Origin of the sequence: Caulobacter vibrioides (assembly GCF_002310375.3) — a bacterium.
In the GTDB taxonomy this organism is placed as follows: Bacteria; Pseudomonadota; Alphaproteobacteria; order Caulobacterales; family Caulobacteraceae; genus Caulobacter; species Caulobacter vibrioides_D.
Map to the genome: position 1 here is coordinate 1,348,973 of NZ_CP023315.3, position 13,346 is coordinate 1,362,318.

A 13,346-nucleotide genomic window follows, 5' to 3' on the forward strand; every position below is an offset into this window, starting at 1 on the left:
AGGCTTCCGGGATGACACGGGTTTTTAGAGGCTGGGGTGTTCGCCCCCTCAAACCGCCATGCTGTCGTAGACCACCACCTTGCTCCAGAGATGGCTGCAGTCAGCCACGAACTTCTGGTGCAGCGGATGGTCTTGGTAGCGCTTCTGATCCTCGACGCTCTTGAACACCATCAGTTCGGAGACATCGTAGCTGTTGTCGATGACGTCGCGCTTCTCGGTCGAGGCGGGCACGCCGACGTGCAGCTGTTGGATGACGTCGATCGCCTTCAGCGCCTTCAGACCGGCGATCAGCTTGTCCCGATCGGCCTTGTCGCCAGGGGTCTTCAGCCAGAAGAACACCTGGTGGAACAACGCGGGAGCGTCCGGCGCGGCGCTCGCGGGCGTCGCCAGTGCGGCGCTGGCCGCCAGGCCGCCCGAGATCAGGACGCGGCGATCGAAAGACGACATGGTTGGCTCCTCCGGAGTCTGGCTCAGGGCGTTCGCAAAGCTAGGGCAAGGCCTTCACGAACGCCTTTACGACGGTCGCCGAGTTGTCCGAGGCCAGGGCCATGAAGGTGTGCATCTCGTTGGCGCCCGCGCCGCCGCCGGCCAGGTCGGACAGGCTGCGGAAGGCGATGAACGGGGTCTTGTTGACCAGGGCTACATGGGCGACGGCCGCGCTTTCCATGTCGACCACGCGGGCCTCGAAGGTGGCGCGCAGGTACTTGCGATAGGCGGCGTTGTCGAGGAACACCGACGCCGAGACGCCGTTGCCGCCCACCACCACCTTGGGCGGATGAACCAGGCACTTGTCGGCCGCGCAGCGCTGCAGCGCGACGTCCGCCGCGACCTTGCGAGCCGTGTCCAGCAGGGCCGCATCGGCCGGGAACCAGACGCGGGCCGGCGCGCCCAGAGCGTCGCCGGGCATGTGGATGCCGCGCGGGAAGATCATGCCGTAGTTGGCCAGGGTCGTCGTGCGGATGCTGGGCGAGACCTCGAAGCCCTTGTCGGTCTCGCGCGCGAAGGCGCTTTCCAGGTTCTGGGCCCACTGGTCGGCGACCACCACGTCGCCGATGTCGAGGCCCTCGTCGACGCCGCCGGCGATGCCGGAGAAGACGATGCGGGTGATGTTGAAACGGTCCAACGCCATTTGGGTGGTCATGGCCGCATTGACCATCGACACGCCGCTCAGGAACACCACCACCGGCTTGCCCTCGAGCTTGCCGGTCATGAACCGCACGCCGTTGACCTCGTAGGCCTTCTGTTCGGCGGTGGCGGCGTTCAGCGCCCCGATTTCCGGCGGGAAGGCCGAGATGACCGCCACGCGCGGCGTCTCGTCCAGTCGCTGGGCCAAGGCGGGCGATGCAACGAGGAAAAGGCAGGCCAGGACGAGGGCGGGCAGGCGCATGGTGACTCCTTCAGGCGGCGAAGCCCTGCTTAGCGGGCCGCGCGGCCGGTCCCAAGAGCAACACGGTCTTGGCCGCGACGATCAGGGACGAACGACGATTTTTCCGGCCTTCATCACCAGAACGACATCGCGCGTGGCCTCGATCGCCTGGGTCGGATCGCCTTTCACCGCGACGAGGTCGGCCAGATAGCCTGGCTTGACCTGACCCAGATCGTTGGCCCGGCCCAGGACCTTGGCGTCCACGGCGGTCGCCGCCAGCAAGGCCTGGGCTGGCGTCAGGCCGTAGCGGACCATCCAGACCAGCTCGCGCGCATTGTCGCCGTGCTTGAAGACACCGACATCGCTGCCCATGCCGATGGTCACGCCGGCCTTGACCGCCAGGCGAAACGCGCGCTCGGCCGCCTGCATCGCCGGGGTCGGGGCCGTCTTGCCCGCGATATAGCCGCCGAAATAGGTCGAGGTGCTCTCGACCGCCGTCAGGGTCGGGAAGAACACGACACCCTTCTCGGCCATCAGCTTGAAGGTGGCTTCCGAGCCGCCATAGCCGTGCTCGATTGTATCGACCCCGGCCAGGATCGCGCGGCGCATCCCTTCATCGCTGGACGCGTGGGCCGACACAGGGCGGCCGCTGGAATGCGCGGTGTCGACCAGCGCCTTCAACTCCTCGAGGCTGAAGGTTGGCTGGGTCGAACCATCGGGGCCGACGCGATAGTCGGCATAGACCTTGATCCAGTCGGCGCCGGCTCCAGACTGCTCACGCACCGCCTTGACCACTTCCAGAACGCCGCTGGCTTCCTGGGCGCCCTGCGGGATCTCCGCCTCGGGATTGTAGTTCTTCCGGGCCGGGCCGTAGGCGCCCGTCGCCACAATGGCCAGGGTCGTCACGAAGAGGCGCGGGCCTGGGATCAGGCCATCATTGATCGCCTTCTTCAGAGGAACGTCCGCGGTGCCCGCGCCCTCGGTGCCAAGATCGCGCAGCGTGGTGAACCCGGCCTCCAGCGTCGCCTTGGCCTGCACCGCCGCGCGGAGGGTTCGGTAGGTCGGCGTTTCCTTCAGCACCTGATCATCCCACGAGGCCTCGTTGTAGGGATGCAGGAACAGGTGGCTGTGCAGGTCCATCAGGCCTGGGATCAAGGTCGCGCCCGGCAGCTCGACAACTTCCGCGTCGGAGGCGTCGATCTGCGCGGCCGGGCCTACGGCGGCGATCTTTCCGTCCTTGACCAGCACGGCCCAGCCCTCGCGCGGCGGCCCGGCGTTCTCCGCGGTCCAGACCTTGGCGGGCTTCAGCAGGACGGCGGGCGCGGCCATGGCCAAGCCAGGGCTGAGCATCAGGGCCAGGGCGGTGAGGAGACGGCGCATCGGTGACTCGCAGTGGAACTGCCGCAGCTAAGCCGACTTCGCGTCAAACACCAAAGCGATCAGAGGCCAAAGCGAAGATGGATCAATGGATAGGCACGCCCCTGACCGTCCGTGGCCGACCAGCCGGTCTGCTCAAAGCCCATGTGCTCGTAGAAGCCGAGGGCCTGGAGGTTCTGTTCGTTGACGTCGGTGGTCAGGACCGGATGCACCGCCAGGGCGTACTCAATCAGCATGCGCCCCACGCCCGCGTCGCGATGCTCGGGATCGATGAACAGGGCTTCCATGTGCGAGCCCGCGATCAGCATGAAGCCGACGGGGCGGTCGCGGCGGTCGACGGCCACGGTCAGCGGCGCGCCCGGCAGGAAGGCCTCAACCTCACGTCCGATCGCGGCGCGGTCCTCTCTCGATAGGAAGTCATGCGTGGCGTCGACGGCGGCGGCCCAGATCTCGAGGACTCGAGAACCGTCTTCAGTGCGGGAGGGGCGCAGCCTTATCATGACACCTGTCTCAGTTCGAAAACCCCGCCCTTCGACAAGCTCAGGGTGAGGTTGTCTACGCCGGCGCTGAGCATCGTCCTCGCCCTGAGCTTGTCGAAGGGCGAGGACGGCGGCCCCCGGTCAGATCTCCTGATTGTACTTGCCCACACGATCGCCCAGGCGCGGCTTGACCTCCTGGCGGAAGAGGGCGCGCATGTCGTCTTCCGACTGGGTGCTCTCGACCACCACGACCACCTCGGGCTTGTTCGACGAGGCGCGAACCAGCACCCAGGAGCCGTCCTCCAGGTGGACGCGCACGCCGTTGACCGTGATCACCTCGGTGATCTTGCGGCCCAGGATCGAACCGCCGGCGGCGAACAGGTCTTCGTATTCTTTCACCACATCGGCCACGACGCCGTACTTCACTTCGTCGCCGCAGTGCGGGCTCATGGTCAGCGAGGTGAAGGCGACGGGGAGGGCCTTGCGCATGTCCGACAGCTTCATGCCGCGATTGCGGTCCAGCATGGCCAGGATCGCCGCGGCGGCGGTCAGACCGCAGTCGTAGCCGTAGCCCAGCTCACCGTTCATGAAGAAGTGGCCGCTCTTTTCGAAGCCGGCCAGGGCGCCCAGCTCGGCGCTCTTGCGCTTGATGTAGCTGTGGCCGGTCTTCCAGTAGATCACCTTGCAGCCGTGGGCGGCCAGGATCGGGTCGGTGGCGTAGAGGCCGGTCGACTTCACATCCACGACGAAGGTCGCGCCGGGGTGCAGCGGGGCCAGGTCGCGCGCCAGCATCAGGCCGATCTTGTCGGCGAAGATCTCCTCGCCCTCGTCATCGACCACGCCGCAACGGTCGCCGTCGCCGTCGAAGCCAAACGCCAGGTCCGCGCCGGTTTCACGGACGGCATGGGCCATCGCGTGCAGCATCTCGGCGTCTTCGGGGTTGGGATTGTACTTGGGGAAGGTGAAGTCGAGGTCGGTGTCCATCGGAACGACCTCAGCGACGCCCATCTTCTGCAGGGCCTCGAGCACGAAGGCGCCGGCCGTGCCGTTGCCGCAGGCGGCGATCACTTTCAGAGGACGCGTGACGCTGGCGCGCTTGGCGACGTCGTCGATATAGCGCTGGGCCTCGCCCTGCACCCGGATCAGCTTGCCGCCGTCGCGCTCGACGAACTTGGCGTTCAGCACGATGTCCTTTAGGCGGCTCATCTCGTCGGGGCCGAAGGTCAGCGGCTTCTGGGCGCCCATCTTCACGCCGGTCCAGCCGTTCTCGTTGTGGCTGGCGGTGACCATGGCCACGCACGGGATGTCGAGGTCGAACTGGGCGAAATAGGCGGTGGGCGACAGGGCCAGACCAATGTCGTGCACCTCGCAGCCGGCGCTGATCAGGCCCAGGATCAGAGCGTTCTTGATCGAGGTCGAATACGAGCGGAAGTCATGGCCGACCACGATCTTCGATTGGCCCAGCTCGTGGATGTAGGTTCCCAGACCCAGGCCTAGGGCCTGCACGCCCAGGAGATTGATCTCCGGCCCAAACAGCCAGCGCGCGTCGTACTCGCGAAAGCCCGTCGCCTTGACCAGGGGCTCGTTTTCATAGGCGGCTGTATTCGGAACCAGATCGGCGCGGGGCGCGGAGAACATTGAAGGCTCGCTTCAGTTGAGATGGCGTTTCCTCGTCTGTGCAAAGACCACGCGATTGGCGCGCTCGCATGACAAGGTTTTACAAAGTTTGGATGCGACCTAGATCACGCCTGCCCGAAGCAGATCGTGCACGTGCAGAATGCCGACCGGGCGCTCGCCGTCGACGACGAAAAGCACGGTGATCCGCCGCTCATTCATCACCTTCAGGGCTTCCGCAGCCAAGGCGCCAGGGCCGATCGTCAGGGGGGCGTGCGTCATGACCTCGCCGGCGGCGTGGGTCAGCAGGCCGTCCATGTGGCGACGGAGGTCGCCGTCCGTGATCAGGCCCGTGAGGCGGCCCGCGCCGTCAACGACCCCGACCGCGCCAAAACGCTTCTCGCTCATGACCAGAAGCGCGTCGGACATTGCGGCGTCGGCGGCGATCAGGGGGAGCTCATCGTCGCCATGCATCAGGTCGCCGACGGTGCGCAGCATCGCCCCCAGCCTTCCGCCCGGGTGGAAGACGCGGAAGTCGCTGGCGGTGAAGCCACGACGCTCCAGCAGGGCCACGGCGATCGCGTCGCCCAACGCGATCTGCAGGGTGGTCGAGGTGGTCGGCGCGTTCACTTCCGCCGTCGCCTCCGGAGCGTCGGGGAGGAGCAACACGATGTCGCCCGCCTGCCCTAGCGGGCTCTCGGCGACCGCCGTCATGGCGATCAGCGGGATCGAGAAGCGCTTGGCGTAGGCCAGGGTGTCGGCCAATTCGCGGCCCGCGCCGGACTTCGACAGCGCCAGCACCACATCGTCGGGCCCGATCATCCCCAGATCGCCATGCGAGGCTTCGGCCGGATGGACGAACATCGCCTGGGTCCCGGTGGACGCGAGGGTGGCGGCGATCTTCCGCGCCACGTGTCCCGACTTGCCCATACCGGTGCAGACCACACGGCCCTTGGCGTCGAAGATGGTCTCGACCGCCTGGGCGAAGGCCTCGCTCAGCGAGTCGGACAGCGTGCGCAGGGCGTCGGCCTCGATCGCCAGGACGCGGCGGCCGACCGTTACAGCGTCGAAGGCTGTCATTGCGGCATCTGGCTCACGGCTTCGACGGCCTTCTTCGCCGCCTCGTCGCGCCGGCGGGCCGAGTCCTTCTCCCGCTGGATCTTGGCCTTCATTTCCGGGGTCTGCTGAACCGGGGTGTGGCCAAAGGGCCCCCAGGAGCGGTCGCCCTGACCTTGCGGCCAGACGAGGGACAGGGTGATCAGCGCGGCGGCGATGAGCCCCATCAGAGGCATGAAGATGCGATCAGGCATGGCCCGCCTATAGCACGCGCGGCGGCCTGGGGGAGGGGGCGCGCGCCGAGGGAACGGACCGAAGGTCGCTTCGACGCTTGACGCTGGCGCGGGCTGGCCTTAGCCCGCGCTGATATTTCCCTGATCTCCGAAGGAAGCCCGATGCCGACGCTCGTCCTGCTCCGCCATGGCCAAAGCCAGTGGAACCTGGAAAACCGCTTCACGGGCTGGGTCGATGTGGACCTGACCGCCGAGGGCGAGGCCCAGGCCAAGAAGGGCGGCGAGCTGATCGCGGCGGCCGGCATCGAGATCGACCATCTGTTCACCTCGGTGCAGACCCGCGCCATCCGCACGGGCAATCTGGCGCTAGACGCGGCCAAGCAAAGCTTTGTGCCGGTGACCAAGGACTGGCGCCTGAACGAGCGCCACTATGGCGGGCTCACGGGGCTCAACAAGGCCGAGACCGCCGAGAAGCACGGCGTCGAGCAGGTCACCGTCTGGCGTCGCTCGTATGACATTCCGCCGCCGGAACTGGCGCCGGGCGGTGAGTACGATTTCAGCAAGGATCGCCGCTACAAGGGCGCGAGCTTGCCGTCGACCGAAAGCCTGGCCACCACGCTGGTTCGGGTTCTGCCCTACTGGGAGAGCGATATCGCGCCGCATCTGAAGGCCGGCGAGACCCTGCTGATCGCCGCGCATGGCAATTCGCTGCGCGCGATCGTCAAGCACCTGTTCAACGTTCCGGACGACCAGATTGTCGGCGTAGAGATCCCGACGGGCAATCCGCTGGTGATCGCGCTCGATGACGCCTTGAAGCCGACGGGCGCGCGCTACCTGGACGAAAGTCGCGCCGAGACGCTTCCCAAGGTTGGTTAAAGCCTATCAAGCTTAAGCGGAAGGTGTTGGAAACACGGCGTTAATTTTGCTCTGCGCAAGGTGTTGCGTTAACTCGGGACACCCTGCGAGCCATGAGCGCCGCCGCCAGCACACCACAGGAATACAAGCGTCTGACGCAGTATGAGGTGGACGTCATCTGCGCCAAGCACGACCGTCTGTGGTCGGCGCGGATGGGCGGCGCACGCGCCGTGTTCGCCTTCTGTGACATGTCGGGTCTTTCGGTGCCCGGGCGCAATCTCTGCGACGCGGATTTCACTGGCGCCATCCTGGTCGGCTGTGATCTGCGCAAGGCCAAGCTGGATAACGCCAATTTCTACGGTGCGGACCTGCAAGGGGCGGACCTTACCGACGCCTCGCTGCGACGGGCCGATCTTCGCGGATCCAGTCTGCGCGGCGCCAATCTGACGGGCGCGGACATGTTCGAGGCCGACCTGCGCGAAGGCACGATCGCGGCCGCTGACCGCAAGGAAGGCTACCGCGTCATCGAGCCGACCCAGCGCGAAGCCTTTGCGGCCGGCGCGAACCTGTCGGGCGCCAACCTCGAGCGCTCGCGTCTCTCGGGCATCGTCGCCACCAAGGCCGACTTCAGCGATGCGATCCTGAAGGACGCCAAGCTGGTGCGGGCCAACCTCAAACAGGCCAATTTCAACGGCGCCAACCTGGCGGGGGCCGATCTGTCGGGCGCCAATCTCGCCGGCGCGGATCTGCGCAATGCGGTGCTGGTCGGCGCCAAGACCCTGTCCTGGAACGTCAACGACACCAACATGGACGGCGCCTTGACCGACAAGCCGTCGGGCACCAGCGTTTCGGACCTCCCGTACGAGCAGATGATCGCCGATCACGCGCGATGGATCGAGACGGGCGGGGCCGAGGGCAAGCCGTCGGTGTTTGACAAGGCCGATCTGCGTAACCTGCGGTCGGTTCGAGGCTTTAACCTCACGGCCCTGTCGGCGAAGGGCGCGGTGTTCTACGGCCTCGACATGGAAGGTGTGCAGATGCAGGGTGCCCAACTGGATGGCGCGGACCTGCGGGCTTGCAACCTACGCCGCGCGGATCTGCGCGGCGCGCGGCTCAAGGGCGCCAAGTTGACCGGCGCGGATTTGCGCGACGCCCAGCTTGGACCCTTGTTGATCACCGCCGACCGCCTATTGCCGGTCGACCTGACGGGCGCGATCCTGACCAACGCCGATCTCGCCCGCGCCGACCTGCGGCAGGCCCGCATGGCCGGCGCGGATGTCTCGCGGGCCAACTTCACCAGCGCGCAACTGCGCGACGTTGATCTCACCGGCGCGATCCGCTTGGCGGCGCGCGGACTGGATGATGTCATCTGAGAAATATTTTGCGACAATCCGACGCAGTCTTAACGCTTCGCTCGTCGGTCGCCGTTAGAGTTCGCGTAACCACGAGAAGAAACTCATACGGGGAATTTCGTTATGAACGCGGCGCAGAGCGTGGCCGGGCGGCGTCGCCTGAGCCAAGCCGAGCTCGACATGATCGTAACGGCGCACGAGAAATTCGTTACCGGCAAGCAGGGCGGTAAGCGGGCTTCGCTCCGTTTCGTTCAGCTGTCGGGGCTGGATCTGTCTTTCAGGAATCTCGTTGATGCGGACCTGTCCGCGTCGGTCCTTGAGGGCTGCCGCATGGTTCGCACCAAGCTGGACCGGGCCAGCCTGTTCGGCTGCGATCTGCGGAAGAGCGACATGCGCCAGGCCTCCTTGGTCCGCGCCGACCTGCGCGGGGCTTGCCTGCGCGGCGCCAACCTCGCCCAGGCGGACTTGACCCAGGCCGACTTCAGAGAAGGCCAGATCGCCATCCCTCATCCACGCAAGGGCCTGGAGACGCTCCGTCACGAGACGCGGCAGGGCGAGGCGGACGAGGTCAATTTCTCGGGCGCCACCCTTGATGGCTCCCAGTTCGAGGGGGTGTCAGCCTTCAAGGCCGACTTCAGCGACTGCTCGCTCAAGGGCGCCAAGCTTTCAGGGGCCAACCTCAAGGAGGCGAACCTGTCGGGCGCGATCCTGGATGGCGCTGATGTGAAGGGGACCAATCTCGAGGGGGCGAACCTGTCGGGCGCGGTCATGGCCGGCGTCGACACCTCGACCGCGCGCGTCAGCGGCGCCCATATGAACGGAACCCTGCAGGGCGCCAGCCGTGAGGCCATGGGGCGGATCGACGAGTTGATGCGCCGCTGCGCCGGCAATCAAAGCTGGTGCCAGACTGGTGGCAAGGAAGGATCGCCCGCCCGTCTCGACGGCGAGGACCTGCGCCCGCTGGGCGACAAGCTCAAGGGCCTTCGGCTGACCGCCATGAGCGCCAAGGGGGCCTGCATGGTCGGTCTGGACCTTTCGGGCGCCCAGCTCCAAGGGGCCAATCTTCAGAACGCTGACTTGCGGACCGCCAATCTGCGCGGCGCTGACCTGCGGGGGGCCAAGCTGGCGGGCGCCAACCTGACCAAGGCCGATCTTCGCCAGGCGGTCCTTTCGCCCCTGCCGTTGGGGCCCGAGCGTCGCACGCAGTCCAACCTTCAGGCCGCGCGTATGCGTTACGCCATGCTGCAGGCCGCTGATCTCAGCGAGGCGATCCTGGACGGCGCGGACCTGCGCGGCGCGGACTTGACCGGCGCGCGGGCGGCCAGGGCCAGTTTCCGCAATGTCGATCTTAGCCAGGTTCAGGGCCTGGACCTGTCGATGCCGGACTGACCCCACGAAAAAGGCGGCGCCTTTCGACGCCGCCCAAGTTCAGAGGGGGATTGGGAGACAGGAAGAGGGGCCGCGGGTTACGCGGCCTTTTCGCCTTCGATCAGGGTCGAGGTCGCAGGCGTCTTAATCTCCACCGAGCGCGGCTTGAGGGCTTCGGGCAGCTCACGCTTCAGCGCGATCGACAGCAGGCCGTTCGAAAGATCGGCGTCGACCACCACCAGGTAGTCGGTCAGCTGGAACTTGCGCTCGAAGTTGCGCTCGGCCAGGCCGCGATGCAGGTACTGCTTGGCTTCGTCATTGGCCGCCTTGCGGCCGGTGACGGTAAGCAGGTTCTCCTTCACCTCGACGTTCAGTTCTTCGGGCTTGAAGCCCGCCACCGCGATCTCGATGCGGTAGGCGTTCTCGCCCGTGCGTTCGATGTTGTAGGGGGGATAGCCCGAGGCCGCTTCGTTGCGCGCGGCGGCGTCCAGCTGGTCGGCGAGGCGGTCAAAGCCGACGAGCGAGCGGTACAGGGGCGAAAGGTCGATCGTACGCATAGAGTCAGATCCTTCTCATCAAGCAAGGTCTCAAGGGTTTCGTACCTTCGGCGACCCGAGATCGGCGTCGCCTGTGGTCCGGAAGGCCCGGTTATCCAGCGCCTTCGGTGAAGTAGTTGGTGAGCGGATTTTTCGATTCAAGGGGCGCCAGTTCATCGAACCTGAATCGTTTGACGCGCCGACAAGCATGGTTAAGGTCGCCGCTCAAATTTGACCGAAGGACACGTCCCCATGCCGCTTCGTCGCCAAGTTCTCCTCCTGGCCGCCGCTTTCACCCTGTCCGCGCCGGCCGCCTTCGCCGCGACCGACGCCGCCTTGAAGGCCGCGATCGCATCGCCCAATCGCCCGGCCGCCGACGTCGCGCGCGACGGCGCCCGTCATCCCTATGAGAGCCTGATCTTCTGGGGGCTGAAGCCCAAGCAGACCGTGATCGAGGTTTCGCCCGGCGGCGGCTATTGGACCGCGATCCTGGCGCCCTACGCCAAGGCCACGGGCGGGACCTATGTCGCCGGCGTCGCCGACTTGGCCAATCCCAAGCTGTCGGAAGGCGCCCGCAAGGGCCGCGCTGACTTCGAGGCCCGCTACGCCGACGAAGCCAAGTACGGCAATCCGCAATTTGCGAACTTCGGCCCGGTGTCCGGTCCGCTCGGCGCGCCGGGCTCGGCCGACATCGTGCTGACCGCCCGCAACGTCCATAACTGGACCGTTCAGCCGGGCGTCGCCGACAAGGTGTTCGCCGACTTCTTCGCGGTGCTGAAGCCCGGCGGCGTGCTGGCGATCGAAGAACACCGCGCCGATCCGCGCTCGGAGAAGGCCGCCGGCGCCGACGGCTACCTCAACACCGCCACGGTGATCGCCATCGCCGAAAAGGCCGGCTTCAAGCTGGACGCCCAGTCCGAGATCAACGCCAACCCCAAGGACACCAAGGATCACCCCTTCGGTGTGTGGACCTTGCCGCCGGTGAAGCGCACCGCGCCGGGCGGTCAGCCCGCCGATCCCAACTTCGATCGCAGCAAGTACGACGCCATCGGTGAAAGCGACCGGATGACCCTGCGCTTCCGCAAGCCTGCCTGACTTTCGCCAAGGTCCGCCGCCAGGCTGGCCCGCGTAGTGGGGGAATGATGGTTCCAGTTCAACTCTGGTCGCGGCGAAGCTTGGTGGCCGGCGTCGGCGCTCTGGCCTTGGCGTCGTGCGGGAAAAAGGACGACCCGGCGAAGGCGGAGGCGAAGGCCGCCGCCAAAGCCGGGCCGAACACGATCGAGGCGGCGGTGGCGGGCGGTTGGCGCCTGCCCGCTGACCGCGCGCGCGACGTGTGGCGCCATCCCGTTGAGAGCCTGAAGTTCTGGGAGCTCAAGCCGGGGCAGACCGTCGTCGAGTTCTGGCCGGGGGCCGGCTGGTACACCGACATCCTGGCCCCGTTCCTGGCCGACACGCGCGGCACGCTCTACGAGGCGATGCTGGAGACCAATGGTCCCGTCGATCCGGCGGCGTCCGAGATCGTCGAGGGCTATCGCCGCAAGCTGGCCGAGAAGAAGAAGGTTTACGGTGAGGTCGCGTTCACGGCCTTTGGCCCGACCAGCGGACCTGTAGCCCCGCCGGGCAGCGCCGATCTGGTGCTGTTCCTGCGCAACCTGCACAACTGGATGGCGGGGGGCATCGCCGAAAAGGCCTTCAAGGACGCGCTTGCGGCGCTCAAGCCTGGCGGAATCCTGGGGATCGAGGAACATCGCGGCCAGCCGGGACGCGTCCAGGACGTGTTGGCCGAGGACGGCTACGTCCAGCAGGACTATGTCATCCAGATGGCCAAGGAAGCGGGCTTCGTCCTGGCCGGGACCAGCGAGATCAACGCCAATCCCAAGGACACCAAGGACCACCCCTTCGGCGTCTGGACCCTGCCGCCCACGCGCCTGTCGGCGCCGCGCGGCGAACCGGCGGAACCGGGATTCGACCATGCCAAGTATGACGCGATCGGGGAGAGCGACCGCATGACCTTGAAGTTCGTGAAGCCGAAATGAGCCAGCGCAAGACGTTCAAGACGCTGGTTGTAGCGGGCCTTGGCCTGGCGCTGATCGCCGCGGCGACGCCGGCCTTCGCGCGGGAGAAGATCATCCCCGCCGACAAGCTGTTTCCCTATCTCGACAAGTTCATGAAGGTGCCTGCGCAGGAACGCAGCCGGATGCGCCTTCGCTATGTCCTGCGGAGCGAAGGCAAGCCCTTCGGCGGGGTGAAGGTCTCTCTGGTCGAGACCAATGGCGCGACCACGGTTCTGCCCGTCGGGGACGATGGCGAGTTCGATCGACTGCCGACGCTCGCCCAACTGAACGGCAAGGCCAAGGTCGTGGTCGATGTTCCGGCCGACAAGAAATTCGGCATCAGCATGATACCAGCCCCGGTGCTCAAGCTGGCCCAGGAGTACGATGCGCGCGACCTCGCCCTGACGGTTTCGGAGTCGAATGCGGCGATGCGCAAGGCCGCCGGTCCTGCGCTATCCCTCATGGTTCCCAAGCTGCCGGGCATCGGCTTCATCGGCGCGCAGAGCGGCCAGATCGTCTATGGCGACGGCCGCCAGGCAGCGCTCGAGATCGTCGGTGGCGTGCCGGTCTTCTACCCCGAAGCCCACAAGGGTGCAGCTCGGGTGAAGCTGTCGCGAACGCCGACTAGAGTCGCGTTCGACGACGGCAAGAAATAAACCAACGGCTGTTCTGAACGGTGTTTACTTATCCGCTTCAGCCGGTCTAGCTATTCGCCAACTCACAAGCGCAGAGGGAGATCGCGCCATGGCCACCATCCAAGAACTGACCGACAAGATCAAAACCGCCGTCGGCGACGACAGCGGCCTGGGCAAGTCCCTGAAGTTCGACCTGAAGGACGCCGGTGTCATCCACATCGACGGCGGTTCGGTCACCAACGAAGACAAGCCTGCCGACCTGACCATGACCCTGGCCCTGGACGACCTGGTCGCCATGGGCGAAGGCAAGCTGGACCCGACGATGGCCGTCATGACCGGCAAGCTGAAGCTGTCGGACATGGGCGTGGCCATGGGCCTGCAGCCCGCGATGGGCGCTCTGTTCGCCAAGCTCCGCTAAGCC

The 13,346-nt window shown here is 66.3% G+C and carries 15 protein-coding genes; 7 read left to right on the plus strand and 8 right to left on the minus strand.

The genetic code is table 11. The features are described from left to right. Positions 1-48: 48 nt before the first annotated feature. The 7 genes from CA606_RS06290 to CA606_RS06320 all read right to left on the minus strand — a co-directional run bounded on the left by CA606_RS06290 (position 49) and on the right by CA606_RS06320 (position 6,128). Positions 49-447: a Dabb family protein gene (locus tag CA606_RS06290; protein WP_096051904.1), complete on the minus strand. Its 399-nt coding sequence runs from the start codon at positions 445-447 to the stop codon at positions 49-51. A 40-nt stretch (positions 448-487) separates the two neighbouring features. Then, complete coding sequence (locus tag CA606_RS06295; RefSeq protein ID WP_096051903.1) at positions 488-1,387, minus strand: 5'-methylthioadenosine/S-adenosylhomocysteine nucleosidase; 900 nt, start codon at positions 1,385-1,387, stop codon at positions 488-490. 81 nt (positions 1,388-1,468) lie between these two features. Next, positions 1,469-2,746 carry a metal-dependent hydrolase family protein gene (locus CA606_RS06300; protein WP_096051902.1) on the minus strand — a complete coding sequence of 426 codons (1,278 nt, stop codon included), beginning with the start codon at positions 2,744-2,746 and terminating at the stop codon, positions 1,469-1,471. 59 nt (positions 2,747-2,805) lie between these two features. After that, positions 2,806-3,243, minus strand: coding sequence for an acetyltransferase (locus CA606_RS06305; RefSeq protein ID WP_096051901.1), 438 nt, complete (start codon positions 3,241-3,243; stop codon positions 2,806-2,808). A 120-nt stretch (positions 3,244-3,363) separates the two neighbouring features. Then, on the minus strand, positions 3,364-4,860 hold the full coding sequence (locus tag CA606_RS06310) for a phosphomannomutase/phosphoglucomutase (RefSeq protein ID WP_096051900.1): 1,497 nt from the start codon (positions 4,858-4,860) through the stop codon (positions 3,364-3,366). A 99-nt stretch (positions 4,861-4,959) separates the two neighbouring features. Further along, entirely contained in the window at positions 4,960-5,916 is a 957-nt protein-coding gene (locus tag CA606_RS06315; protein ID WP_096051899.1) for a KpsF/GutQ family sugar-phosphate isomerase, read from the minus strand. Then, positions 5,913-6,128, minus strand: a complete 216-nt coding sequence (locus CA606_RS06320; RefSeq protein ID WP_096053850.1) for a hypothetical protein — start codon at positions 6,126-6,128, stop codon at positions 5,913-5,915. Before CA606_RS06320 ends, CA606_RS06315 begins: the two co-directional genes overlap by 4 nt. 159 nt (positions 6,129-6,287) lie before the next feature. Here CA606_RS06320 and gpmA point away from each other — a divergent pair, with 159 nt between their 5' ends. From gpmA to CA606_RS06335, 3 genes are all read left to right on the plus strand, one after another. Next, positions 6,288-7,001, plus strand: coding sequence for a 2,3-diphosphoglycerate-dependent phosphoglycerate mutase (gpmA, locus tag CA606_RS06325; RefSeq protein WP_096051898.1), 714 nt, complete (start codon positions 6,288-6,290; stop codon positions 6,999-7,001). A gap of 92 nt (positions 7,002-7,093) precedes the next feature. After that, a complete protein-coding gene (locus CA606_RS06330; RefSeq protein ID WP_096051897.1) occupies positions 7,094-8,353 on the plus strand; it encodes a pentapeptide repeat-containing protein in 1,260 nt (419 codons plus the stop codon). Positions 8,354-8,455: 102 nt separating this feature from the next. Beyond that, a complete protein-coding gene (locus CA606_RS06335) occupies positions 8,456-9,721 on the plus strand; it encodes a pentapeptide repeat-containing protein (RefSeq protein ID WP_096051896.1) in 1,266 nt (421 codons plus the stop codon). Positions 9,722-9,798: 77 nt separating this feature from the next. Here CA606_RS06335 and CA606_RS06340 read toward each other — a convergent pair whose 3' ends face one another. Then, a complete protein-coding gene (locus CA606_RS06340; RefSeq protein ID WP_096051895.1) occupies positions 9,799-10,257 on the minus strand; it encodes an Hsp20 family protein in 459 nt (152 codons plus the stop codon). 231 nt (positions 10,258-10,488) lie between these two features. On the opposite strand from CA606_RS06340, the gene CA606_RS06345 reads away from it, so the two are divergent. From CA606_RS06345 to CA606_RS06360, 4 genes are all read left to right on the plus strand, one after another. Further along, the gene (locus tag CA606_RS06345) at positions 10,489-11,331 is read left to right on the plus strand and encodes a class I SAM-dependent methyltransferase (RefSeq protein WP_096051894.1); all 843 of its coding nucleotides are present in this window, start codon (positions 10,489-10,491) and stop codon (positions 11,329-11,331) included. A gap of 44 nt (positions 11,332-11,375) precedes the next feature. Then, entirely contained in the window at positions 11,376-12,272 is an 897-nt protein-coding gene (locus tag CA606_RS06350; protein WP_096051893.1) for a class I SAM-dependent methyltransferase, read from the plus strand. Continuing rightward, on the plus strand, positions 12,269-12,946 hold the full coding sequence (locus CA606_RS06355; RefSeq protein WP_096051892.1) for a hypothetical protein: 678 nt from the start codon (positions 12,269-12,271) through the stop codon (positions 12,944-12,946). The genes CA606_RS06350 and CA606_RS06355 overlap by 4 nt, the downstream gene beginning before the upstream one ends. 88 nt (positions 12,947-13,034) lie before the next feature. Then, on the plus strand, positions 13,035-13,343 hold the full coding sequence (locus CA606_RS06360) for an SCP2 sterol-binding domain-containing protein (RefSeq protein WP_096051891.1): 309 nt from the start codon (positions 13,035-13,037) through the stop codon (positions 13,341-13,343). The last annotated feature ends 3 nt before the right edge of the window (positions 13,344-13,346 follow it).

Bases quoted from the DNA above. Each gene is read 5' to 3' on its own strand.
- CA606_RS06360 (WP_096051891.1), top strand. From the start codon at position 13,035: ATGGCCACCATCCAAGAACTGACCGACAAGATCAAAACCGCCGTCGGC.
- CA606_RS06310 (WP_096051900.1), bottom strand. From the start codon at position 4,860: ATGTTCTCCGCGCCCCGCGCCGATCTGGTTCCGAATACAGCCGCCTAT.
- CA606_RS06305 (WP_096051901.1), bottom strand. From the start codon at position 3,243: ATGATAAGGCTGCGCCCCTCCCGCACTGAAGACGGTTCTCGAGTCCTC.
- CA606_RS06335 (WP_096051896.1), top strand. From the start codon at position 8,456: ATGAACGCGGCGCAGAGCGTGGCCGGGCGGCGTCGCCTGAGCCAAGCC.
- CA606_RS06295 (WP_096051903.1), bottom strand. From the start codon at position 1,387: ATGCGCCTGCCCGCCCTCGTCCTGGCCTGCCTTTTCCTCGTTGCATCG.
- CA606_RS06340 (WP_096051895.1), bottom strand. From the start codon at position 10,257: ATGCGTACGATCGACCTTTCGCCCCTGTACCGCTCGCTCGTCGGCTTT.
- CA606_RS06345 (WP_096051894.1), top strand. From the start codon at position 10,489: ATGCCGCTTCGTCGCCAAGTTCTCCTCCTGGCCGCCGCTTTCACCCTG.
- CA606_RS06355 (WP_096051892.1), top strand. From the start codon at position 12,269: ATGAGCCAGCGCAAGACGTTCAAGACGCTGGTTGTAGCGGGCCTTGGC.
- CA606_RS06350 (WP_096051893.1), top strand. From the start codon at position 11,376: ATGATGGTTCCAGTTCAACTCTGGTCGCGGCGAAGCTTGGTGGCCGGC.
- gpmA (WP_096051898.1), top strand. From the start codon at position 6,288: ATGCCGACGCTCGTCCTGCTCCGCCATGGCCAAAGCCAGTGGAACCTG.
- CA606_RS06300 (WP_096051902.1), bottom strand. From the start codon at position 2,746: ATGCGCCGTCTCCTCACCGCCCTGGCCCTGATGCTCAGCCCTGGCTTG.
- CA606_RS06290 (WP_096051904.1), bottom strand. From the start codon at position 447: ATGTCGTCTTTCGATCGCCGCGTCCTGATCTCGGGCGGCCTGGCGGCC.
- CA606_RS06320 (WP_096053850.1), bottom strand. From the start codon at position 6,128: ATGCCTCTGATGGGGCTCATCGCCGCCGCGCTGATCACCCTGTCCCTC.
- CA606_RS06330 (WP_096051897.1), top strand. From the start codon at position 7,094: ATGAGCGCCGCCGCCAGCACACCACAGGAATACAAGCGTCTGACGCAG.
- CA606_RS06315 (WP_096051899.1), bottom strand. From the start codon at position 5,916: ATGACAGCCTTCGACGCTGTAACGGTCGGCCGCCGCGTCCTGGCGATC.